Below are 20340 nucleotides of genomic sequence, written 5' to 3'. Positions count from 1 at the left end.
GATGGCGGCTGGCCGGCTCCGCCTTGAATCGGCTTTCACCACGGTTTAGTGGCATGGCGATGACAATTTCCACCCGAACCAATTCTGTGCGCGTCGCCGCGCTGTACAAATTTGCCCGGCTCGACGGCTTCGAGGCGCTGCGCGCGCCGCTCGCGGCGTTCTGCTGCGGGCGCGGCATCAAGGGCACGCTGCTGCTTGCGCATGAGGGCATCAACGGCACGGTTGCCGGCAGCGAGGCCGACATCGCCGCGCTGGTCGACCATCTGAACTCCATCGAAGGCCTCGCCGGCCTCGAGGTCAAATACAGCGCCGCCGCCGACATGCCGTTCCACCGCATGAAGGTTCGGCTGAAGCGCGAGATCGTCACCATGGGCGTCGAGGATCTCGATCCGGCGACCAGCGCCGGCACCTATGTCGCGCCCGCCGACTGGAATGCACTGATCTCGGACGAGAACACCATCGTCATCGACACCCGCAATGCCTATGAAGTGTCGATCGGCACCTTCAGGGGCGCGGTCGATCCGGCGACCGCAAGCTTCCGCGAATTCCCGGCCTGGGTCGAGCGGCATCGCGACCAACTCGAAGGCCGCAAGGTGGCGATGTTCTGCACCGGCGGCATACGCTGCGAGAAGGCGACGGCCTATGTGAAGTCGCTCGGCTTCGAGGATGTGTTCCATCTGAAGGGCGGCATCCTCAAATATCTGGAACAGGTGCCCGCCGAAGAGAGCCTGTGGCAAGGCGAATGCTTCGTCTTCGACGAACGTGTGTCGGTGTCGCATGGCCTTGCCGAAGGCGAGGCCGAACTCTGCCGCGCTTGCCGGCATCCGCTGACGGTCGAGGACCGGCTGTCGCCGCGCTATGCGGCCGGCGTGTCCTGCCCGCATTGCCACGAGGTCCGCTCCGACGAGGATCGCGCCCGCTACACCGAACGCCAGCGACAGGTCGAACTGGCCACCGCGCGAGGCAAAGGCCCGCATATCGGCAGCTAGCACCGCTGCCGACCTTCGTCGCATCACCACGCGACGGAGTAGCGGTCGATGACCCACAGCCACGTGCCATCCGCTTGCCGGCGGGCGACCTCGGTGGTGATGGTGCCGTCGGGAAGCCGGGTCGAGGTGAGCGCCAGGTCGCCATTGATCGCCGCGGGCCGCTGTTCGCCGCGCTGGAATTTTCGCCCCGTCGCGATGATCTCGGCGAACAGCGCGCGGATGGCCTCGCGGCCACGCGTTAGATCCTTCTCGCCGCTGTCGATGACGGCGTCGGGCGCGAACAGCGCCACCATGCCGTCGATGTCGCCGGCCCATTGCCGGGCGATCAAAAGACGTTCCAGGTCCTGCGGATCACGCGCCGGCTGGCGGTCCTGCTCATTGGCCATTGCAAGGCTCCTCTCCTCGACAGAACCCAGACTAGGCCAGACCGAGGCCGGTTTCGACACATCGGTTCCAACTTCGAGGCGCGCCCGCATTTGTCGCAAAGCGCCTGCCCGTCATTGTAATGTCAGCATGCGGGACCTACGTCTGCGACGTCCAAACCTGCTCGTCCATGTTTCGGCGCGGGCCCAATTCTGGAGGCATTGATGTTCGATCCCAAGAAGCTTCTCGACGATCTGCTCGGCTCGCAGGTTCCCGGCACCAGCGGCACCGTCCGCGACAAGGCCGGCCAGGCCGTGCAGATGGCCAAGGACAATCCGCTGGCCGCCGGCGCGCTGGCCGCGGTGCTGCTTGGAACGGGAACCGGCCGGCAGGTGACGGGCACCGCCATCAAGCTCGGCGGGCTGGCCGCGATCGGCGGCCTCGCCTACAAGGCCTACCAGAACTACAAGGCCGGCAACGCGCCGGCCGAGACGCCGGCTGCCGGCGAGCCCGAACTCTTGCCGCCGCCCAAGGATACCGCCTTCCACCCCTCGCAGGCCCCGCAAGGCGAGGAGGAGTTCACGCTGACGCTGGTGCGGGCGATGATCTCGGCGGCGAAGGCCGACGGCCATGTCGATGACGAGGAGCGCCAGAAGATCGCCGGCAAGCTGCAGCTCGCCGGCATCGGCACCGAGGCGGAACAATTCCTGATGGCGGAGCTGGAGAGCCCGCTCGACCTGGATACGCTGGTCGCCGGCGCCCAGACCGACGCGCAGAAGCTCGAACTCTATACGGCCTCGCGCCTTACCATCGATCCCGACACGCGCGCCGAACGCGGCTATCTCGACCTGCTTGCTGGCCGTCTCGGCCTGCCGGACGCGCTGGTCGACCACGTCGAGGCGACGGTGTCGGCGGCCAAGGTGCCGGTTTCCGACAAGCCCGGAACCTCGCCCAATCCACGCTGGTGAGGCGGAGGCGGAACAGCCGACGCCGCGCACGGTAACGTCTCGTTAACCGAGGAAGCGCATCATTCTAAGCAGTCGGACCGGCTTTTCCTCCTCCCAAGCCCGGTTCAGATCAGGGCGGTCGCCAATGACCGCCCTTTTTGTCGGGCCTGATGGCTGACAGTTGGCTTGCCATCGCTTGCGTCATTTGCGATGCCAAGTTGCAGCGATGACCGGAGGACACCGATGACTGCCATGACAGAGAAAACCGCCATCGTTACCGGCGCCGGCACAGGCATCGGCAAGCGCGTCGCCACGGCGCTGCTCAGGAACGGCTGGAACACGGTGTTCTGCGGACGCCGCAAAGCGGTGCTGGAGGAAGCGATCGCCGAGGCCGGCAAGACCGAGGCCAAGGCGCTGGCGGTTGCCTGCGACATCAGCAAGGCCGATCAGGTCGACGATCTGTTCGAAACGGTGGTCGAAGCCTTCGGCCGCGTCGACCTGCTCTTCAACAATGCCGGCATGGGCTACAAGTCGACGCCGATCGACGAGATCCCGGTCGAGGTCTGGAACGATATCGTCGGCGTCAACCTCACCGGCTCGTTCCTGTGCGCCCGCGCCGCCTTCGGCGCCATGCGCCGGCAAAAGCCTATGGGCGGCCGCATCATCAACAACGGCTCAGTGTCGGCCTATGCGCCGCGTCCTGGCTCGGTGCCCTACACGGCGACCAAGCACGCCATCACCGGGCTGACCAAGACGCTGGCGCTCGACGGCCGGCCCTACGACATCGCTTGCGGCCAGATCGACATCGGCAATGCGCTGACCGAGATGGCGCAGCCAATGACGGTCGGCGTGCCGCAGGCCAACGGTTCGATCGCCGCCGAGGCGGTGATGGATGTCGAGCGCGTCGCCGACGCCGTCGTCCACATGGCCAGCCTGCCGCTCGACGCCAACGTGCTGTTCATGACGGTGATGGCGACGAAGATGCCGTTCGTCGGGCGCGGGTAGCGCCCGACCTTCCCGCGAGGGAAGCGAGGTCACTTCTTCAGGAAGGTCTCGAGCCGCTCCAGCGCGCGCAAGATGTTCTCCTCGGAATTGGCGTAGGAGAGCCTGATATAGCCTTCGCCGAGAATGCCGAAATCGGGACCGCCGATCAGCGCCACGCCGGCGTCCTCGAGCAGTGCCGAGGCGAGCTTCTTGGCCTTCCAGCCGGTCTTCGAGACATTGGGGAAGGCATAGAAGGCGCCCTTCGGCGTGATGCAGGAAATGCCCGGCAGCGCGTTCAGCCCCTCGACCACGATCTTCCTGCGGTTGTCGAAGGCGCGCATCATCTTTTCGACATCGTCCTGCGGGCCGTCGATCGCGGCGATGCCGGCATACTGGCTCGGCGCGTTGACGCAGGACCAGCAATTGACCGCCAGCTTGCGCACCTTGTCGTAGAGATGCGCGCCCTTGTCGCCGTTCGGCCAGATCGACCAGCCCATGCGCCAGCCGGTCATCGCCCAGGTCTTCGACCAGCCGTTGAGCACGATCAGCCGGTCGTGGATCTGCGGGAAGTTGAGCAGCGAAAAATGCGTCTCGCCGTCATAGGTCATGACGTCGTAGATCTCGTCGGAGAGGATGGCGACATGCGGATGCGCCTCCAGCCCCTTGACCAGTCTCTCGATCTCGGCGCGCGGGGTGACGCCGCCGGTCGGGTTGGCGGGCGAGTTGAGGATCAGCAGCCTGGTCTTCGGGGTGATCAGCGCCAGCGTCTCGTCGGCAGAGAAGGCGAAGCCGTTTTCCTCGCGGATCGGCACCGGCACCGGGGCGGCGCCGGTGAACTCGATCATCGAGCGATAGATCGGAAAGCCGGGATCCGGATACAGGATCTCGGCGCCCGGCTCGCCGAACATCAGGATCGCCGCGAACATGGTCGGCTTGCCGCCGGGCAGGATCATCACGTTCTCCGGTGAGACCTCGACACCAGTGGTGGTCAGCGTGCGGCGCACGACCGCCTCGCGCGTCGCCAGCAGGCCGTTGGCCGGCGTATAGCCATGGTGGCCGTCGCGCAGCGCCTTGATCGCCGCCTCGACGATGTGCTGCGGCGTCTTGAAGTCCGGCTGGCCGATGCCGAGATTGACGATGTCGTGGCCCTGATGGGCAAGTGCGGTGGCGCGCGCCAGCACCGCGAAGGCATTTTCCTCGCCGAGCCGGTCGAAAGCCGCGATCGTGTGGAGCATTTTTCCCGTTCCTGTGGTTCTTACTGTGGGCGAGCGTTTTTGTGAGCGTCCTTCGGCAAAAGTCAAACGGATTGGAGTTTTCGGTGTCGGAAAATCTCAAGGATTGGCAGCCGCGCCCGCGCCCCGAGCGCAAGGTGCTGGAAGGGCGCCATGCCAGGCTCGAACCGCTGAGCGCCGCAAAGCACGGCGACGGCCTCTACGAGGCCTCTTCGGTGTCCGATATCGGTGGCCGCTTCGCCTGGCTGCCCGACTATCCGCCGGAAACCCGCGACGCTTTCCAGCCGTGGCTGGACAAGGTCGAGGCCAGCGAGGATCCGCTGTTCTTCGCCGTCATCGACAAGGCGAGCGGCAAGGTCGCCGGGCGGCAGACGCTGATGCGCATCGACCCTGCCTATGGCGTGATCGAGATCGGCAACATCTATTGGGGGCCGCTGATCTCGCGCAAGCCGGCGGCGACCGAGGCGCAGTTCCTGTTCATGAAATACATCTTCGACGATCTCGGCTATCGCCGCTACGAATGGAAATGCAACAACCGCAACGAGCCGTCGAAGCGCGCCGCCGAGCGTTTCGGCTTCAAGTTCGAGGGCATTTTCCGCCAGCACCTTGTGGTCAAGGGAGAAAACCGCGATACCGCGTGGTACTCGATCATCGACAAGGAATGGCCGGCGCTGCGCGAAGCCTACGAGGCATGGCTCGATCCGGCCAATTTCGACGATGAAGGCCGCCAGAAGCGGCGGCTCGAGGATTTCCGCGCCGCGTCCGGCGCGTAGCAGGAGTTCCGCGATGGCGCACAGCCACGATCATGGGCCTGGAGGGCATGGCCACAGCCATGGCGCGGGCCATGTGCATGGCTCGACCGACAAGAAGCGGGTGCTGATCGCCGCCTGCCTGACCGCCGGCTTCATGGTCGCGGAGGCTCTCGGCGGCCTGCTGACGGGATCGCTGGCGCTGCTTGCCGATGCCGGCCACATGCTTGCCGATGCGATCGCGCTCGGGCTCGCGTGGTATGCCTTCCATCTCGCCGGCCGCCCGGCCACGGTTCGCCTGACCTACGGGTTCGGCCGGGTCAAGACGCTGGTCGCCTACACCAACGGCATCGCCATCTTCGCCATCGCGCTGTGGATCGTCTACGAAGCCTGGGGCCGCCTGATGGCGCCGGCGCCGGTGCTCGGCGGGCCGATGCTGGTGGTCGCGACCGCCGGCCTGCTGGTCAACATCGCCTCTTTCTTCGTGCTGCATGGCGGCGACCGCGAAAGCCTCAACATGCGCGGCGCCATCCTGCATGTGCTGGGCGACCTGCTCGGCTCGGCCGCGGCCATCGCGGCGGCCCTGGTCATCCTGGCGACGGGCTGGACGCCGATCGATCCGATCCTGTCGGTTCTGGTCTCGCTGCTGATCCTGTGGACGGCGTGGTCGCTGATGCGCGAGGCCGCCCATGTGTTGCTCGAAGGCGTGCCGGCGAGCCTCGACCGCGACGTGATCGCCAAGGATCTGGAGGTCGCGGTCAAGGGCGTGCGCGAGGTGCACCACATGCATGTCTGGTCGCTCGACGGTTCGAGCAACATGGCGACGCTGCACGCCTGCCTGAATGACGGGGTCGACGCGCACAGCGCGGTCAGCGCCATCAAGAAGCGGCTCGCCGCCGAGCACGGCATCAGCCATGCCACCGTCGAACCGGAATTCGGGCATTGCGCCGACGATGATGACGATCACGATCACGACCGTGATCACGCGCATCATGCGGCGCCGCATCGCGGTCACTATCACTGATGGATCGCGATACACGCAATGCGGCGCTTGGCGCGTTCTGGGTGCTGCTCCTGTTCGGCATCGCCGCCTATTTCCTGCCGCGGGTGATGCTGGCAGCCGGCAGCGTCTCGACCATCCTGGCCGCCGCCATCGCGGCCGTCTTCATGGTGGCGATTTTCGTGGTCTTCTGGCTGCGTGGCCGCAGCCAGCGCAAGAAGGATCCTTGAGATGCGCGTGTTGATTACGGGCGCCGCCGGCATGGTCGGCCGCAAGCTGATTGCCCGGCTGGCCAAGGACGGGCAGCTGCGCGGCCGCAAGATCAGTGCGCTCGAGCTGCACGATATCGTGGCGCCTGAAGCGCCCGCCATGCCGGGGGTCGATGTCTCCCTCCACACCGGCGACCTTGCCGCGCCGGGCGCCACGGCAAGCCTGCTCGCGGCGCAGCCGGACGTGATCTTCCATCTGGCCGGCATCGTGTCGGGCGAGGCGGAAGCCAATTTCGACCTCGGCTACCGGGTCAATCTCGACGGCACGCGCGCGCTGTTCGACGCCGTGCGTCTGGCGGGGTTTGCGCCGCGCCTCGTCTTCACCTCGTCGATCGCGGTGTTCGGCGCGCCGTTCCCGGATGTCATCCCGGACGAATTCCACCCGACGCCGCTGACCTCCTACGGCACGCAGAAACAGATGAGCGAGGCGCTGCTCGCCGACTATACGCGGCGCGGCTTCTTCGATGGCATCGGCATCAGGCTGCCGACCATCTGCGTGCGGCCAGGCAAGCCGAACAAGGCGGCCTCGGGGTTCTTCTCCGGCATCATCCGGGAGCCGCTCGCCGGCCAGGAGGCGATCCTGCCGGTGCCGCGCTCGGTGCTGCATAGCCACGCCAGCCCGCGCTCGGCGGTGAACTTCCTGATCCACGCGGCGGAGATCGACGGCGCCGCCGTCGGGCCGCGCCGCAACCTCACAATGCCCGGCGTCGCCGTCACCGTCGGCGAGCAGATCGAGGCGCTGGAACGGGTCGCCGGTTCAGATGTGGCGAAGCTGATCCGCGAGCAGCCCGACGACACCATCTGGGCGATCGTCAAAGGCTGGCCGACACGGTTCGAGGCGAAGCGCTCAAGGGAACTTGGGTTCGCCGCCGAGACGAGTTTCGACGAGATCATCCGCGCCCATATCGAGGACGAGCTGGGTAACAAATTGGCGGGTTGATTCGGCGTCAGACGCCGCCGGTCAGGCCGGCCGACAGCAGCAGCAGTCCGACCACGAAGATGAACGCCGCGCCGCCGATCTCGACGAAGGAATGGATGCGGTTGCCCATGCGACCGTCGCCGGCGAAATAGACCGCCCAGTTCTTGGCGGTCACCGCAAGCGTCGCCAGGGCAGAGACGGTGATCGCGGTGCCGATCGACATGGCGAGCACCGACAGCAGGCCGCCCAGCCAGAGCCCGTTGAGCAGGGCAAAGCTCAGCACGATCAGCGCACCGGAGCAGGGGCGGATGCCGACGGCGGCCACCGCCGACCACGCCGTCCGCCAGTCGAAATGGTCGCCCGACAGCAGCGCCGGATCGGGAGCGTGCGAATGGCCGCAGGTCTCGCACACTTCGCCGTCGGCGTGGTCATGATGGTGGTGATCGTGCGCGTGATCGTGCGCGCCGTGGCCATGCGCGTGCGAATGGTGGGCCGCGTGGTCGTCCTGGTCGTGCGTGTGAAGCGCGGCGTGCGAATGACCCGCATGTGAATGCCCTGCGTGCGAATGGCCGGCATCCGAGTGTCCTGCATGCGAGTGACCGGCATGGGCCGCCGAGAGGCTGTAGGCCGTGTCGGCGCCGAACAGGCGGCGGATGGCGGGACCCGCCTTGCGACAGAGCAGCCAGGCGCCGAACAGGGTGACCAGCACGTAGCTCGAGATTTCCAGGAACCATGCCGCGTCGGTCATCGACACCGCGGTGCCGCGCAGCACGAAATAGGCGAGCATCATGACCACGACCGCCGTCAGCCCCTGCAGCAGCGCCGAGACGAAGGACAGCATGATGCCGCGCTTCAGCGCCACCTCATTGGCCACCATGTAGGACGAGATCACCGCCTTGCCGTGTCCGGGGCCGGCGGCGTGGAAGATGCCATAGGCGAAGGAGAGGCCGATCAGCAGCCACAGCTTGCTGCCGTCCTGGCGCATCGCCTTCATCGCGCTAGCCAGCGCATGGTAGAATTCCTGCTGGCGCAGGTTGATCCACATCAGGATATGGGCGAACGGACCGCTGGCGGTGGGCGCCATGCCGTCATTGGTGCCGATGCCGAGCGAGCTCTGCGCATGGGCGACGCCCGGCAGATGGATTATCACCAGGGTGGCGGCCGCAAGGCCGAGCGCCAAGCGGATATTCGTGGGGTATCCCACGAATATCCGCCTAGATTCCCTTGTTTGCCGCAGGTTCCGATCGCAAAACCGCAGGACACTTTTGCGGTACCTGCTTGCGCGCAGCGACGGTTTCATCACCGATCTATCCTTCCGGCGGGCAGTTCAGTTCGAGCTTGGTGGCGAAGATCTTGCTCATGTCGGTGCCTGTCGGATCGTTGAAGAAGGCTTCCGTCAGGGTCTTCTGGTTCTGGGCGATCGCCTCGTCCGGGTCGGGGCGGACGACCTTCCTGGTGCAGGTCGAGGGCAGGCCCTCGACGGTCAGGTTCGAATCGTCGGTGAAGTCGATCGCGGTGTAGAAGGTCGGGTCATAGACGCCGATGTCGATCTTGCCGGTGAGCTTGATCGGGGCCTTCGGTTCGGATTCGAACAGGATGATCAGCTGGTCATTGTCGAAATTGGCCATCAGGTGCGGCGGCGGGGTCATCGCCACATCCTTGCCGTCCTGGGTGACGAGCTGGAAATAGTTGAACTCCGCCAGCGAGGAATGGACGGTGTCGGCCACTTCCTTCAGCTCCTTGTCGTCAAGCTTCAGGTCGGAGTTCTTGTCGAACTCCATCATCACCGTACTCGAAAACAGGTCGTCGAAACGCCAGAGATGGCGCAACGCCTTCACACTTTGGTGATCCTCGCTGAGGATGACGTCGAGTCGCGCTTCGGCGAAGACGTGGGGATGCACCTCGGCCGGTCCGACCGCCGCGAACGTCGCCGCCAAGGCGGAAGACAGCATGATTGCTTGCCGTTTCAGGTGCATTTGCGGATGGCGATTCCGTGGCTTTGGATGGTTGCCCGAGAGTTACCAAAAAGGGGGCGAAATTGGGACCGCGTCGGCTGCCGGCGTGTCAGGCGCTTTCTCGCGTCTTGAACCACTGCACCAGGAAATCGACGAAGACGCGCACCTTTGCCGGCAGATAGCGCCGGTGCGGATAGACGGCGAAGATGCCGCTGCCGGAGAGCAGGCGGTCGTCCAATGCCGTCACCAGACGGCCGCTCTCGATCTCGGGGATGGCGATGAAATCGGGCAGCATGGTGAAGCCAAGGCCGGCAACGGCGGCAGCCCGCGCGGTCATCGGGCTGTTGACCTCGATCGGGCCGGATACCGACACGCTCATCGTCTCGCCGGCGTCGCCCTTGAACGGCCAGTTGGTCAGCCAGCGGCCATTGGTGTCGATGATGCAGGGGATGCGGGCGAGGTCCTGCGGACGCATCGGCATGCCGTGCTTGGCGATTAGGTCCGGAGATGCGCACAGCCTGACCGAAAAGGGCGCAAGGCGCCTCGCGATCAGCGAGGAGTTCTCCAGCCTGGAGATGCGCACGGCGAGGTCGAAGCCCTCCTCGACCAGGTCGACGAAACGGTCATCGAGATGGATGTCGAGCACGATGTCGGGATGCTCCTTGGCGAAGTCGATCAGCGACTGGCCGATCGGCGCGTCGGCGAAGGTACGCGCCGCCGAAAGCTTGATGCGGCCGCGCACATCGCCGGAGGATTCGCGCACCGCATCGGCCAGGCTGTCGACCTCGCGCACGATCTCGGAGGCGCGCCTGTAATAGGTATGGCCGGCCTCGGTCATCGAGAACTGCCTGGTAGTGCGGTTCAGGAGCAAGGCGCCGAGCTCGTCCTCCAGCTCGCGCACATATTTCGACAGCAGCGCCTTGGAGCGGCCGATCTTGCGCGCGGCGGCCGAAAAGCCTTCGGCCTCGACGACGTCGATGAAGGCGCGCATGCGGGTCAACGTGTCCATGGCTCAGGCCTTTCGTGCGGCGTCGAGGAGTTTTCGGCCGAGCCGTATCAGGGCGACATCGCTCCCGGAAGGGCCGAGCAGCGACAGGCCGAACGGCGCGCCGTCGACCGATCCGAGCGGCAGCGTGATCTGCGGGAAGCCGGAGAGGCCGGAGAGGCACAATAGATGCAGCGCCCTTTCGCGGTAGGTCTGCAGCTGTTCCGGCGCGCTGTTGACGAGCGGCGCCGCGCCCGGAACGGTCGGCAGGACGAGAAAGCCATGGCTGCCGAGCAGGGCGGCGAGCTCGGCACGGAAGGCCAGCCGGCGGGTCGTCTCGGTTTCGACCGTCCTGGCATCGACGGCACGGCCAAAAGCAAAACGCTCGTCGACGCCCGGCCCGAGACCGCGCTCGCCGCTGCTGATCCAGTCGCCATGCTCCTGCCATGCCTCGAAGGCCTGCAGGCGGCGAAAGCACCAATAGAGCTCGTCGGGGAAGGAGGTGAAACTGTACTCCACCTGCGCATGCTCGCCGATGACGGAAGCGGCGAGCGCCTTCATCCTGGCATATTCGGCGGCCTCGGCCGGACCCGACACCAAGGCGTCCAGCCAGCCGATCGACAGTGGCAGGTTGAGCGCATGCTGATGCGGGTCGCGGCCGAGCAGCAGCTTGCCGACCGCCTCATAGGTTTCGATGTCGTCGGCGAACCAGCCGAACGTGTCGAAGCTCGGGGCGAGCTTCATGGCGCCGTCGAGCGATATGCGGCCATGCGTGGCGCGCAGCCCGATCAGGCCGCAAAAACTCGCCGGCGCGCGGATCGAGCCGCCGGTGTCGGAGCCGGTGGCGATGTCGGCGAGCTTGCCCGCCACCGCCGCCGCCGATCCCGATGATGAGCCGCCGGTGACGCGCTCGGGCGCGGCCGGGTTCACCGGAAACGGAAAGTGCGCGTTCTGGCCCATCAGCGAGAATGCGAGCTCGTCGGTCTGGGTCTTGCCGACGAATCGCGCGCCGGCATCGAGAATCATCTGCACCGCGGGAGCGGTCCGCGACGCCGCGTGAGCCGCTGCGAACTTGCCTGGATTGCCGCAGCCGGTGCGATAGCCGGCGACGTCGTAGATGTCCTTCACCGCCAGCCTGAGACCAGCCAGCGTGCCCAATTGCGCATGCGCGACAGGCATTTGGCGAAGGTTCAGGAAGGCGTTGAGCGGTCCGTGCGTGCCTGTCATCGTTCGATATCCGGATACGGTAATCCGTAGATTGTTCGATGCCGGAAATTTTACAACCGCAGCTTACGATTTTTATTGATTGTGAAATCCTACGCTCTTATATCGCGCTTGCCCAAAGTCGCACGTGCCTGTGGGTGTCCGCCGATCCTCGAATGGTGAGGGCAATCGGTAAGGTAACTGGAGCCAACCACTCCAGTCGGTCAGTGGCCAACCACAAGATCGAGGACACCTTGAAGCAACGACGGTGCGGGCCTTTCTGGTTCTTTTCCGGTTGTCCAAAGACCGGGGTTACTAAAGAGGCACACCTTCATTGCCGGCAGTGCGGACGGGTCTCCCATCCAAGCCAAGGCAGACAAAGCGAACCGAGGCCGGGCAAGGCCAAGGTTCACCGCCGCGAGACGGCATTTCATGGTTCCGGGGTCTCCACCGGCTGGTTCCATGGATATTCCGTCCCGCCTTTGTCCACCGCGTGTTCGCGAGGCCGACAGCCCGCGTCCCGCAGCCTTATTGCGCGCCGAAAGGCGTTATGGAGAGACCCCGATGGCCACCCAGCGCATCCTTGACTTCCTCGCCACCCGACGTCCGAACGGCCCATGCCTCGTCGTCGACCTCGATGTCGTGCGCGACAATTTCCGCGCCTTCGAGAAGGCGTTGCCCGATTCCAAGATCTACTATGCGGTGAAGGCAAACCCGGCGCCGGAGATCCTGCGCCTGCTTGCTGCGATGGGCTCGTCCTTCGACACCGCATCGGTTGCCGAAGTCGAGATGGCGATGGACGCGGGTGCGCCCGCGGACCGCATTTCCTTCGGCAACACCATCAAGAAGGAGCGTGACATCGCGCGCGCCTTCCATCTCGGCATCCGCCTGTTCGCGGTCGACTGCGTCGAGGAGGTCGAGAAGATCGCCCGCGTCGCACCCGGCGCGCGCGTGTTCTGCCGCGTGCTGACCGACGGCGAGGGCGCCGAATGGCCGCTGTCGCGCAAGTTCGGCTGCGTCCCGGCGATGGCGGTCGACGTGCTGCGCCACGCCAAGGCGCTCGGCCTCGACGCCTATGGCGTGTCGTTCCATGTCGGCTCGCAGCAGACCGATCTCACGGCCTGGGACCGCGCGCTGGGCGATGCCAAGAAGGTGTTCGCGACGCTCGCCGACGAGGGCATCGTGCTCAAGATGGTCAACATGGGCGGCGGCTTTCCGACCCGCTACCTGAAGGACGTGCCGGTGGCGCAGGCCTACGGCCAGGCGATCTTCTCGGCGCTGCGCAAGCATTTCGGCAACGCGCTGCCCGAGACGATCATCGAGCCGGGCCGCGGCATGGTCGGCAATGCCGGCGTCATCAAGTCGGAAGTCGTGCTGATCTCGAAGAAGGCCGACAATGACAATGTGCGCTGGGTGTTCCTCGACATCGGCAAGTTCGGCGGTCTCGCCGAGACCATGGACGAGGCGATCCGCTACCCGATCGTCACCGCGCATGACGGCAGCGAGACCGCGCCTTGCGTGCTCGCCGGCCCGACCTGCGATTCGGCCGACGTGATGTACGAGAAGACGCCCTATCCGCTGCCCCTGTCGCTGACCATCGGCGACGAGGTGCTGATCGAAGGCACCGGCGCCTACACGACGACCTACTCCTCGGTCGCCTTCAACGGCTTCGAGCCGCTCCGATCCTACGTGATCTGACCGGTTCGCAAGGACCGTTCAGATCATCCCAGGTGGGCGCCTGTCGCCCACCCGGGCTCGCTTGTGGAACAGATCTCCGCTCGTGAAGGATCGCGGACATGGACTACCTGATCAAATCGGCCATTGCGGACACCGACATTGCCCCCTCATCCGGCCCTTCGGATCAGCTCTTCTTCGCGGGGGAGAGGAGCCCGATGGCAGCGCTTGCGCCCTCCCTTGCCCAATGGGCACAGGCTGGCTCGCGCGGCGAGCCGGGTGAGGGGGCCTCACAGGCTCCGGCATTCGCCATCGTGGCCGAAAGCGCCGGCGATATCGAAGCGCGCGAGGACCTGCTCGACCGTGCCATGGGGCCTGGGCGGCGCAGGAAGTCGTCGGAGAAGTTGCGGCGCGGCCGCCGGCCGTCGGAAGGCCTGGCCTTCGTCGCGCGCGATGCCTCGGGCGCGGTGCTCGCCACCGTGCGGCTCTGGGATGTAAGCTTGGGCGAGGGCGGTGCGGCGGCACTGCTGCTTGGCCCGCTGGCCGTCGATCCCGCGCTCAAGGGCGCCGGTATCGGCTCGGCGCTGATGCGCCATGCTGTCGCCGAGGCGGCGCGCCTCGGCCATGGCGCGATCCTGCTCGTCGGCGATGCGCCCTACTATGGGCGCTTCGGCTTCTCGGCGGCGAAGACCGGCGCGCTGGCGATGCCCGGCCCCTATGAGCGGCACCGGCTGCTGGCGCTGGAGCTGGTGGAAGGCGTGCTCGACGGCGCGCGCGGCACGCTGAAGGCTGCCGGGCGCAAGCTCAAGTCGCTGCCACTGGTGGCCTGAGACAGAAACGCCGCCCAGCGGGGCGGCGTTTTGCTTGGTTTTTCGAGAAGGTCAGCCGAGCAACTGGCTGAGCGCCATGGCGACGGTCATGTCGCCCTCGATCTTTATCTTGCCGGACATGAAGGCCATGGTCGGGTTGAGGTCGCCGGCGATCAGCGAATCCAGATCGTCGAGCGAAAGCTTGACGGTGCAGTCGGTCGGCGCGTCGGTGGTCGAAACGCTGGCGCCGTCGATGACGATGACGCCGTCGCTGCCGGTATCGAACTTCACCGAATGCTCGAAGCCCGCGCTTGCCACGCGCGACTTGATCCTGTCGGCAATCTCCTGAACGCTCACGGCGGTTCTCCTCATCTCGTTGCGTTTGATGCGCGGCGGCGCTTTGCCCGGCGCATGTCGCGATCACGGTCGCTGACGCATATAGCTTCGCATTGACGTTTACGTCAACGTGGTGGCGATGCGTCATCTCGCATCACCTCGGCAGACCTGTAGGCCGCCGTGCCTCGGCGAGCGATCAATGCTCCGCCTGGAAAGGCTTGGTCATTGCTTGCGCGGTCTCGCCGGCATTCTTGCGGCGGCGCAGCGCGTTGTCGCGGATCTCGTCCTTGGACAGGAAGTTGACCTGGTCGACCAGGACGTCGTGCACCAGCTCGACCCCGACGCGGGCGTTGATGGTGTCGTGGATCGCCTTGCGGAAAGTATCGAGATCGATCGTGTCCTTCTTGGTGAAATCGATCTGCGGGTTGGAATAGAGATAGGAATAGACCTGGTCGGTGATCAGCGCCTGCGCCGGGATCGACAGTTTCTTTATCTGCTCGGGCTCGACCGTGTAGACGAGCTTGGTGAGAAAATAGCCGTCGATCCTGCCGTCGCGGATCAGCGGCACCGAGATGATGTCGGTCTTGACGTAGTCGAGGCCGCCCAGCATCGGCTTCGGCGTCTCGCCGACGCCGGCCTTGCCGGCCGCCTGGAACGAATAGAACACGGCGCCGAGCGTCGCTGCGCAGATCCAGATCGCGGCGGCGATAAACTTGATCACCGGTCGTTTCCCCGCATGGGCCTCGCGGCCGAAGTCATGCCCGGGCCCAGCCGAATTCGCCGGCCGAATAGGTGCCGTCGGCCTCGGCGCGCTGGATGGCGTTCTTCAAGAGATTGGCGACCTCGTTGACGGCGTTGAGATGGGCAAGGATCGCCGCCTCGTTCTTGGCCAGCTTCTGGCGCAGCCGCGCCAGCCCCTCGCGATGCTGCTCCAGGAATTCGATCTCGTTGGCGCCCTTCATGGCACGGGTCAGCTCATAGAGGTAGCGGCTCTTGCGGGCGTTGGAGGCCTTGAGGTCGTAACCTGTGCTGGCGCGGATGCCCGCCGTCTCCTCGTCGACCGCTTCCTCGATGCGGCCGATGATGGCGGCGAGGTTTCCAGGTCGCGCGAACTGGACGGGCGCTTCCGAGGTCCGCGCCGGCAGGTTGGAGAGTTCGGATTGGTCGGCCATGAGGATCCTAAATTTTCGTCTCGGTTTCTATGGTCGTGTCGTCGCCGGTCATCGACCGCGCGGCCTGGCGCTGCAGCTCCTGCACCATCGAGGTCGACAGCCGGGTCTGCTGGTCGACCTCGGTCTTTTCCGGCCCGCCCGAAACCGGGCCGACAGGCACGGTGCGCTTGCCGTCCATGTAGTGGTCGGCAAGCAGCGATCTGGCGATGCCGATGCCGCCGCGCGCGGCCATCGCATTGGCCATCTGCTCGGCCATCTGCGATTTCCACATGTCGCCGGCGAGGCCCTTGCCGTAAACGCCCTCGGTGTCCTTGGGCATCATGTTCTGGATGAAGGTCTGCAGCACCATCGCCTCGAAGCGCTGGAACTTCTTCTCCGGATTTGCCGCCTCGGCCTTGTCCGCCGTGGCGCGGGAAAGCATGGTGCCGGTCGTGGCGACCGAAAACGCGTCGGAGGCGCCGCCGGTGCGTTTCGCCAGTGCGGCCCGCGCGGCCTCGACATCCGTCGGCTCGGCGGCGCGGGCAACGTCCAGAACGATGTCGCTGGGTGGAGAGATTGCCAAAAAAGTCCGCCTCTTGCCGATTTTCGTGGCACGGACAATGGCGCAACAAGCTTGCGGCAGGCTTGCGGAGAGCGAGGCGACGCGATCGGCGCCGGACCGATACGCGCTCGGCCAGAATCCCTCTGCCGGCCAACGCCGCGACACGGCTTCAAGTCTTATTTTTCGAAGTATTAATACGTTAACGGCGCTGCCTCGCTAACGGCCAAATTGGGCAGTTTAGAAACCGCTCATTAACCCGCTCCCCTCATCCTCAAATCCACGCACTGGAGACGTTGATCGTGAAACGCGATGTCGCGCTGATCGCATTCTTGCTGTCGCTTGCCTGCCCGTTCGCTTCCCAGGCCGGGACGATCATGGAAACCAGCGGCAAGGCGTTCGCGCCGCCTGCCTTCTTTTCGTTCTGCAGTCGCCAACCCAGCCTGTGCAGCACCGCCGGGGGAAGGAAGGTCGTTGTCCTGCAGCCGGGACTGAGTTCCGAATTGAAGCAGGTGAACCGCTCGGTCAATTCGCGCATAACAGAGCTCAGCGACCAGGCCACCGTCGGCAAGGAAGACGACTGGCGCGTGCCGACCGTCTCCGGCGATTGCGAGGACATCGCGATCCTGAAGAAGCTCGAACTGATGAAGCGCGGCTGGCCGGCTTCGGCGCTGCTGCTGACCGTGGCAAGCTATCACGGCGAAGGGCATACGGTGCTGACGGTGCGCACCAGCGAGGGCGACCTGGTGCTCGACAATCTCACCAACTCCGTCCGCGACTGGTCCAGCACCCCATACAGCTATTTCGCCCGGCAGGCGCAGGGCAATGGCAAGCGCTGGGAACGGATCGGTGCAGCCAGGCCGGTCAAGGCCACCGCGACGGGCGGCTGACGCTTCTCAGGGCGCCGTCCAGCGCCAAGGCGGAAGCCACCGCTATTCCTGTTCCCGTTTCTGGGCGATCAGATCAAGCCGCTCGCGGTCGGAGCGTTCGCGCTCGTCGCGGCGGCGCACGTCCTTGTAGGCGCGCTCGACCATGTTGGTGCGTGCAGTCGCCGTGGCGATGAGGCCCGCTTCCTGCCTGGCACTTTCCAGGCTGGCCTCCTGGCGCACCAGGGCATTGGCGATGCGGCGATGGTAGAGGTCGGGGAACAGGCCGGCCAGCGACTGGTCCGCGTCGAAATGCTCGACCAGTTCCCTTGCCTCGGCCTCGGCGGTTCCCGCCGCCGCCACGAATGTCGCATGGCGCGTCTCGTGCAGAGCCTTCAGCTGCTCCTGCACCTTGACCAGTTTCCGCAATCGCTCCTTGCGCGTGGTCATCGCTTCACCGGGCGAGCGTCAGTTCGACAAAGCCATCGACGAACAGCGACAGCAAGGTGCCGATGGCGAAATAGAAGATGATCAGCCCGCCGGCGATGACGAAGGGCAGCGAGATGAAATAGACCGGGATCTGCGGCGTCAGCTTGTTGACGAAGCCGATGGTCAGGTTGACCAGGATGGCATAGGCGACGAAGGGGCTGCCGAGGCGGATGACCAGGAAGAAGGCGTCCGACACCGTGTCGGTGACATCGACGAGCGCTGCCTGCGGGTTGAAGAAAACATTGACCGGCGCGACCGCATAGGAGGCGACCAGGGCGCGCACGATCTCGTGGTCGAAATCGAAGACGAAGAGCAGCAGCAGCGCCGAGAACGAGATGATGGCGGCAAGTGCCGCCTGCGGTTCCGGCTCCTCGATCGCCGGCCCGCCCGAGCCGCCATAGCCGATCAGCATGGCGATGGCCGAGCCGATGAAGCGCAGCGCCTCCATGTAGAGCCTTGTCATGGCGCCGATCAGCCCGCCGACCAAAAGCTCGGAGACGATCATCGGCGCCAGGATCTGCGGACGCGGATCGACATAGGGGTAGATGCGGTCCCAGAGGAAGGCGAGCAGGCCGCCGGTGGCGGCGACCGACACGAACAGCCGGACCTGGATCGGCACGCGGGCGCTCGACAGGCCCGGCATCAGCATGAAGCAGGCGCCGATGCGGCAGAAGGCGAGGAAGGCGGCGATGACGACGCCTTGCGAGAGCGCGCTCACGAGATCGTCCCGAGCACCTTGATCTCGACGCCCTTGGCGATCTCGACATGGGAGAGAACGGGGAGCGTGGTGAACAGGCGCTCGATGATCATGCGCACATAGGGCCGCGCGTCGGGCGCGGTGACGAGGACAAAGCGCTCGCCGGCTTCGAGATGCTTGCGGATCGCCTTGGTCGCATCCTGGCCGAATTCCTCGAGCTGGCGCGGGTCGATGTCGAACTCGCGCACCTCGCCCTTGGCGTCGCGCTTGAGGCTCTGGTGGAAGGCGAGGTCCCAGCGGTTGCCGAGGCGCAGCACCTTGAGCATGCCACCCTCGGAAAGATCGCCGCAGATCTGCTGCGCCATGCGGATGCGGACGTGCTCGACGATCTGCTCGGTGCGGCGCACGTGCGGCGCGATCTCGGCGATGGCCTCGATGATCAGGTGCAGGTTGCGGATCGACACGCGCTCGGCAAGCAGGAGCTTCAGCACCGCCTGCAGGCCGGGATAGGAGATGTGCGAGGTGCAGATCTCGTCGGCGAGCTTGCGGTATTCCGGATCCTGCCTCTCGAGCAGCGCTTTCATGTCCTTGTAGGAGAGCAACTGCGGCAGGTTGTTGCGGATCACCTCGGAGAGATGGGTGAGCAGCACCGACATGTTGTCGGCATAGGTGTAGCTCTCGCGCTTGAGGTCCTCGGCGAAGGTCTCCAGCACCGAGAAGGCGCGCATGCCGAAAGCCGGCTCGCGGATCTCCTCGCCTGGCAGGTCCGGCACGTCGCGGGTGCCGAGCAGCACCATGATCTCGCCGACGCGCATCTGGTACTCGGCGACGACCGTGCCGTGGACCTTGATCTGGTAGCTCTTCGGCGGGATGGCGAAGTCGTCGGCGACGCGCACTTCGGGCACGACGAAGCCATATTGCTGGGCGAATTTCTTGCGCATCTTGGCCATGCGGAAGACCAGCTCCTGATGCGACACCAGCAGGCGCGTCGACAGCTGCTTGCCGATCAAGAGCTCGATCTCGGCGGTGGCAAGGGAGGCCTTGACCGAGTTCTTCTCCTCCTCGGCCTTTTTCGCCTTCTCCTCGTCCTTCAGCGCCGCGGCGGCGGCCATGGCGCGGTTGTGGCGCAACGGGATGACGTAGCCGAGACCAGCCATGCCGCCGGCAAGGGCAAAGAACGGGAACAGCGGCAGGCCGGGCATGAGGCCGAGGATGACCAGCAGGAAGGCGGCGACATAGAGCGCGCGCGGGTGAGCGCCAAGCTGGCCGAACACGGCCTGGTTGGCCGAGCCGCGGGTGCCGCCCTTGGAGACCAGCATGCCGGCGGCGAGCGAGACGATCAGCGCCGGAATCTGGGTTACGAGACCATCGCCGACCGACAGCTTGATGAACACGTCGGCGGCTTCGCCCATGCCCATGCCGTGGCGGATGTAGCCGATGGCGATGCCGCCGACGATGTTGATGGCGGTGATGATGAGGCCGGCGATGGCGTCGCCGCGCACGAATTTCGAGGCGCCGTCCATCGAGCCGAAGAAGGAGGATTCCTCTTCCAGCTCGCGGCGGCGCAACTGCGCCGTCTTCTCGTCGATCATGCCGGCGGAGAGGTCGGCGTCGATCGACATCTGCTTGCCGGGAATGGCGTCGAGGGTGAAGCGGGCGCCAACCTCGGCGATACGGGTGGCGCCCTTGGTGATGACGATGAAATTCACCACGATCAGGATCAGGAAGACGATCAGGCCGATGACGAAGTCACTCGACATCACCAGCTTCGAGAAGCCCGAAATGACATAGCCGGCCGCGTGCGTGCCCTCATTGCCGTGCGACAGGATCATACGCGTGGTGGCGATGTTGAGCGACAGCCGGAGCATGGTGGCGATCAGCAGCACGGTCGGGAAGGAGGAGAAGTCGAGCGGCCGCTGGATCCACAGCGCCACCATCAGGATCAGCACCGACAGCGCGATCGAGAAGGCGAGGCCGATGTCGATGAGGAAGGCCGGGATCGGCAGGAACAGCACGGCCAGAATGATGACGATGCCCAGCGCGAAGAAGACGTCGCGGCCGTTCTTGGCCGCCAGGCCTGCCGGGATTGTTTCGCTGATCGCCATATCGTCCTCAAGTCTCCAGCCCGCCGAGTGCGCGGCAGCCTTTCGAGCCTAACCGGCCA

23 protein-coding genes are annotated in these 20340 nt (G+C 65.5%); 10 read left to right on the top strand and 13 right to left on the bottom strand.

Annotated features, from left to right (window positions below):
- Window positions 1–59 precede the first annotated feature (59 nt).
- Window positions 60–989, top strand: a complete 930-nt coding sequence (locus EN786_RS02420) for a rhodanese-related sulfurtransferase (protein WP_127393550.1) — start codon at window positions 60–62, stop codon at window positions 987–989.
- A gap of 23 nt (window positions 990–1012) precedes the next feature.
- Here EN786_RS02420 and EN786_RS02415 read toward each other — a convergent pair whose 3' ends face one another.
- Window positions 1013–1375: a nuclear transport factor 2 family protein gene (locus EN786_RS02415; RefSeq protein WP_127311956.1), complete on the bottom strand. Its 363-nt coding sequence runs from the start codon at window positions 1373–1375 to the stop codon at window positions 1013–1015.
- Window positions 1376–1576: 201 nt separating this feature from the next.
- On the opposite strand from EN786_RS02415, the gene EN786_RS02410 reads away from it, so the two are divergent.
- Window positions 1577–2320, top strand: coding sequence for a tellurite resistance TerB family protein (locus EN786_RS02410; RefSeq protein ID WP_127285380.1), 744 nt, complete (start codon window positions 1577–1579; stop codon window positions 2318–2320).
- A gap of 231 nt (window positions 2321–2551) precedes the next feature.
- Window positions 2552–3304, top strand: a complete 753-nt coding sequence (locus EN786_RS02405) for an SDR family oxidoreductase (RefSeq protein WP_127311958.1) — start codon at window positions 2552–2554, stop codon at window positions 3302–3304.
- A gap of 29 nt (window positions 3305–3333) precedes the next feature.
- Here EN786_RS02405 and EN786_RS02400 read toward each other — a convergent pair whose 3' ends face one another.
- Window positions 3334–4518, bottom strand: a complete 1185-nt coding sequence (locus EN786_RS02400) for a pyridoxal phosphate-dependent aminotransferase (RefSeq protein WP_135907951.1) — start codon at window positions 4516–4518, stop codon at window positions 3334–3336.
- Window positions 4519–4601: 83 nt separating this feature from the next.
- Between EN786_RS02400 and EN786_RS02395 the strand changes: the two genes are divergently transcribed.
- From EN786_RS02395 to denD, 4 genes are read left to right on the top strand one after another with little or no spacing between them, the layout of a single operon-like run.
- A complete protein-coding gene (locus EN786_RS02395) occupies window positions 4602–5288 on the top strand; it encodes a GNAT family protein (protein ID WP_127285382.1) in 687 nt (228 codons plus the stop codon).
- A gap of 13 nt (window positions 5289–5301) precedes the next feature.
- Complete coding sequence (locus tag EN786_RS02390) at window positions 5302–6288, top strand: cation diffusion facilitator family transporter (RefSeq protein ID WP_127285383.1); 987 nt, start codon at window positions 5302–5304, stop codon at window positions 6286–6288.
- On the top strand, window positions 6288–6494 hold the full coding sequence (locus EN786_RS02385; protein WP_127285384.1) for a hypothetical protein: 207 nt from the start codon (window positions 6288–6290) through the stop codon (window positions 6492–6494). Before EN786_RS02390 ends, EN786_RS02385 begins: the two co-directional genes overlap by 1 nt.
- Window position 6495: 1 nt before the next feature.
- Complete coding sequence (denD, locus tag EN786_RS02380) at window positions 6496–7473, top strand: D-erythronate dehydrogenase (protein WP_127285385.1); 978 nt, start codon at window positions 6496–6498, stop codon at window positions 7471–7473.
- A 7-nt stretch (window positions 7474–7480) separates the two neighbouring features.
- On the opposite strand, the gene EN786_RS02375 is transcribed toward denD, so the two are convergent.
- The 4 genes from EN786_RS02375 to EN786_RS02360 form a co-directional block, all read right to left on the bottom strand.
- Window positions 7481–8656 carry a nickel/cobalt transporter gene (locus tag EN786_RS02375; protein WP_246688714.1) on the bottom strand — a complete coding sequence of 392 codons (1176 nt, stop codon included), beginning with the start codon at window positions 8654–8656 and terminating at the stop codon, window positions 7481–7483.
- A gap of 103 nt (window positions 8657–8759) precedes the next feature.
- A complete protein-coding gene (locus EN786_RS02370; protein WP_127285386.1) occupies window positions 8760–9428 on the bottom strand; it encodes a DUF1007 family protein in 669 nt (222 codons plus the stop codon).
- An 88-nt stretch (window positions 9429–9516) separates the two neighbouring features.
- A complete protein-coding gene (locus EN786_RS02365) occupies window positions 9517–10416 on the bottom strand; it encodes a LysR family transcriptional regulator (RefSeq protein ID WP_127285387.1) in 900 nt (299 codons plus the stop codon).
- Between the two features lie 3 nt (window positions 10417–10419).
- Window positions 10420–11619 (bottom strand): amidase, encoded by a 1200-nt coding sequence (locus EN786_RS02360; RefSeq protein ID WP_127285388.1) that lies wholly within the window; start codon window positions 11617–11619, stop codon window positions 10420–10422.
- A gap of 540 nt (window positions 11620–12159) precedes the next feature.
- Between EN786_RS02360 and odc2 the strand changes: the two genes are divergently transcribed.
- Both odc2 and EN786_RS02350 read left to right on the top strand, forming a co-directional pair.
- Window positions 12160–13293, top strand: coding sequence for an ornithine/lysine decarboxylase (odc2, locus tag EN786_RS02355; RefSeq protein ID WP_127311543.1), 1134 nt, complete (start codon window positions 12160–12162; stop codon window positions 13291–13293).
- 98 nt (window positions 13294–13391) lie between these two features.
- Window positions 13392–14099 (top strand): N-acetyltransferase, encoded by a 708-nt coding sequence (locus EN786_RS02350; RefSeq protein WP_320319539.1) that lies wholly within the window; start codon window positions 13392–13394, stop codon window positions 14097–14099.
- Between the two features lie 51 nt (window positions 14100–14150).
- On the opposite strand, the gene EN786_RS02345 is transcribed toward EN786_RS02350, so the two are convergent.
- From EN786_RS02345 to EN786_RS02330, 4 genes are all read right to left on the bottom strand, one after another.
- Complete coding sequence (locus tag EN786_RS02345) at window positions 14151–14435, bottom strand: SCP2 sterol-binding domain-containing protein (RefSeq protein ID WP_127310776.1); 285 nt, start codon at window positions 14433–14435, stop codon at window positions 14151–14153.
- 175 nt (window positions 14436–14610) lie between these two features.
- Complete coding sequence (locus EN786_RS02340) at window positions 14611–15135, bottom strand: hypothetical protein (RefSeq protein WP_127286090.1); 525 nt, start codon at window positions 15133–15135, stop codon at window positions 14611–14613.
- A 34-nt stretch (window positions 15136–15169) separates the two neighbouring features.
- Entirely contained in the window at window positions 15170–15586 is a 417-nt protein-coding gene (locus EN786_RS02335; protein WP_127286091.1) for a hypothetical protein, read from the bottom strand.
- Window positions 15587–15593: 7 nt separating this feature from the next.
- Entirely contained in the window at window positions 15594–16148 is a 555-nt protein-coding gene (locus EN786_RS02330; RefSeq protein WP_245478340.1) for a rod-binding protein, read from the bottom strand.
- Between the two features lie 278 nt (window positions 16149–16426).
- Here EN786_RS02330 and EN786_RS02325 point away from each other — a divergent pair, with 278 nt between their 5' ends.
- Window positions 16427–17014, top strand: a complete 588-nt coding sequence (locus tag EN786_RS02325; RefSeq protein WP_127286092.1) for a transglutaminase-like cysteine peptidase — start codon at window positions 16427–16429, stop codon at window positions 17012–17014.
- A gap of 42 nt (window positions 17015–17056) precedes the next feature.
- On the opposite strand, the gene EN786_RS02320 is transcribed toward EN786_RS02325, so the two are convergent.
- Genes EN786_RS02320 through flhA form a run of 3 tightly spaced genes read right to left on the bottom strand, consistent with a single transcriptional unit; the run spans window position 17057 to window position 20281 of the window.
- Complete coding sequence (locus EN786_RS02320) at window positions 17057–17440, bottom strand: hypothetical protein (protein WP_127310775.1); 384 nt, start codon at window positions 17438–17440, stop codon at window positions 17057–17059.
- 4 nt (window positions 17441–17444) lie between these two features.
- Window positions 17445–18197, bottom strand: a complete 753-nt coding sequence (fliR, locus tag EN786_RS02315) for a flagellar biosynthetic protein FliR (protein ID WP_127286094.1) — start codon at window positions 18195–18197, stop codon at window positions 17445–17447.
- Window positions 18194–20281, bottom strand: coding sequence for a flagellar biosynthesis protein FlhA (gene flhA / locus EN786_RS02310; RefSeq protein WP_127286095.1), 2088 nt, complete (start codon window positions 20279–20281; stop codon window positions 18194–18196). Before flhA ends, fliR begins: the two co-directional genes overlap by 4 nt.
- Window positions 20282–20340: the final 59 nt, after the last annotated feature.

Source organism: Mesorhizobium sp. M4B.F.Ca.ET.143.01.1.1, assembly GCF_004792275.1.
GTDB lineage: Bacteria > Pseudomonadota > Alphaproteobacteria > Rhizobiales > Rhizobiaceae > Mesorhizobium > Mesorhizobium abyssinicae.
Note: the sequence above shows the minus strand (reverse complement) of the source record. Positions and strands in the feature narration are given on the sequence as shown.

Coding starts and splice junctions, on each gene's coding strand:
- EN786_RS02420 (WP_127393550.1), top strand. CDS start 60: ATGACAATTTCCACCCGAACCAATTCTGTGCGCGTCGCCGCGCTGTAC.
- EN786_RS02415 (WP_127311956.1), bottom strand. CDS start 1,375: ATGGCCAATGAGCAGGACCGCCAGCCGGCGCGTGATCCGCAGGACCTG.
- EN786_RS02410 (WP_127285380.1), top strand. CDS start 1,577: ATGTTCGATCCCAAGAAGCTTCTCGACGATCTGCTCGGCTCGCAGGTT.
- EN786_RS02405 (WP_127311958.1), top strand. CDS start 2,552: ATGACAGAGAAAACCGCCATCGTTACCGGCGCCGGCACAGGCATCGGC.
- EN786_RS02400 (WP_135907951.1), bottom strand. CDS start 4,518: ATGCTCCACACGATCGCGGCTTTCGACCGGCTCGGCGAGGAAAATGCC.
- EN786_RS02390 (WP_127285383.1), top strand. CDS start 5,302: ATGGCGCACAGCCACGATCATGGGCCTGGAGGGCATGGCCACAGCCAT.
- EN786_RS02385 (WP_127285384.1), top strand. CDS start 6,288: ATGGATCGCGATACACGCAATGCGGCGCTTGGCGCGTTCTGGGTGCTG.
- denD (WP_127285385.1), top strand. CDS start 6,496: ATGCGCGTGTTGATTACGGGCGCCGCCGGCATGGTCGGCCGCAAGCTG.
- EN786_RS02370 (WP_127285386.1), bottom strand. CDS start 9,428: ATGCACCTGAAACGGCAAGCAATCATGCTGTCTTCCGCCTTGGCGGCG.
- EN786_RS02365 (WP_127285387.1), bottom strand. CDS start 10,416: ATGGACACGTTGACCCGCATGCGCGCCTTCATCGACGTCGTCGAGGCC.
- EN786_RS02360 (WP_127285388.1), bottom strand. CDS start 11,619: ATGACAGGCACGCACGGACCGCTCAACGCCTTCCTGAACCTTCGCCAA.
- odc2 (WP_127311543.1), top strand. CDS start 12,160: ATGGCCACCCAGCGCATCCTTGACTTCCTCGCCACCCGACGTCCGAAC.
- EN786_RS02350 (WP_320319539.1), top strand. CDS start 13,392: ATGGACTACCTGATCAAATCGGCCATTGCGGACACCGACATTGCCCCC.
- EN786_RS02335 (WP_127286091.1), bottom strand. CDS start 15,586: ATGGCCGACCAATCCGAACTCTCCAACCTGCCGGCGCGGACCTCGGAA.
- EN786_RS02320 (WP_127310775.1), bottom strand. CDS start 17,440: ATGACCACGCGCAAGGAGCGATTGCGGAAACTGGTCAAGGTGCAGGAG.
- flhA (WP_127286095.1), bottom strand. CDS start 20,281: ATGGCGATCAGCGAAACAATCCCGGCAGGCCTGGCGGCCAAGAACGGC.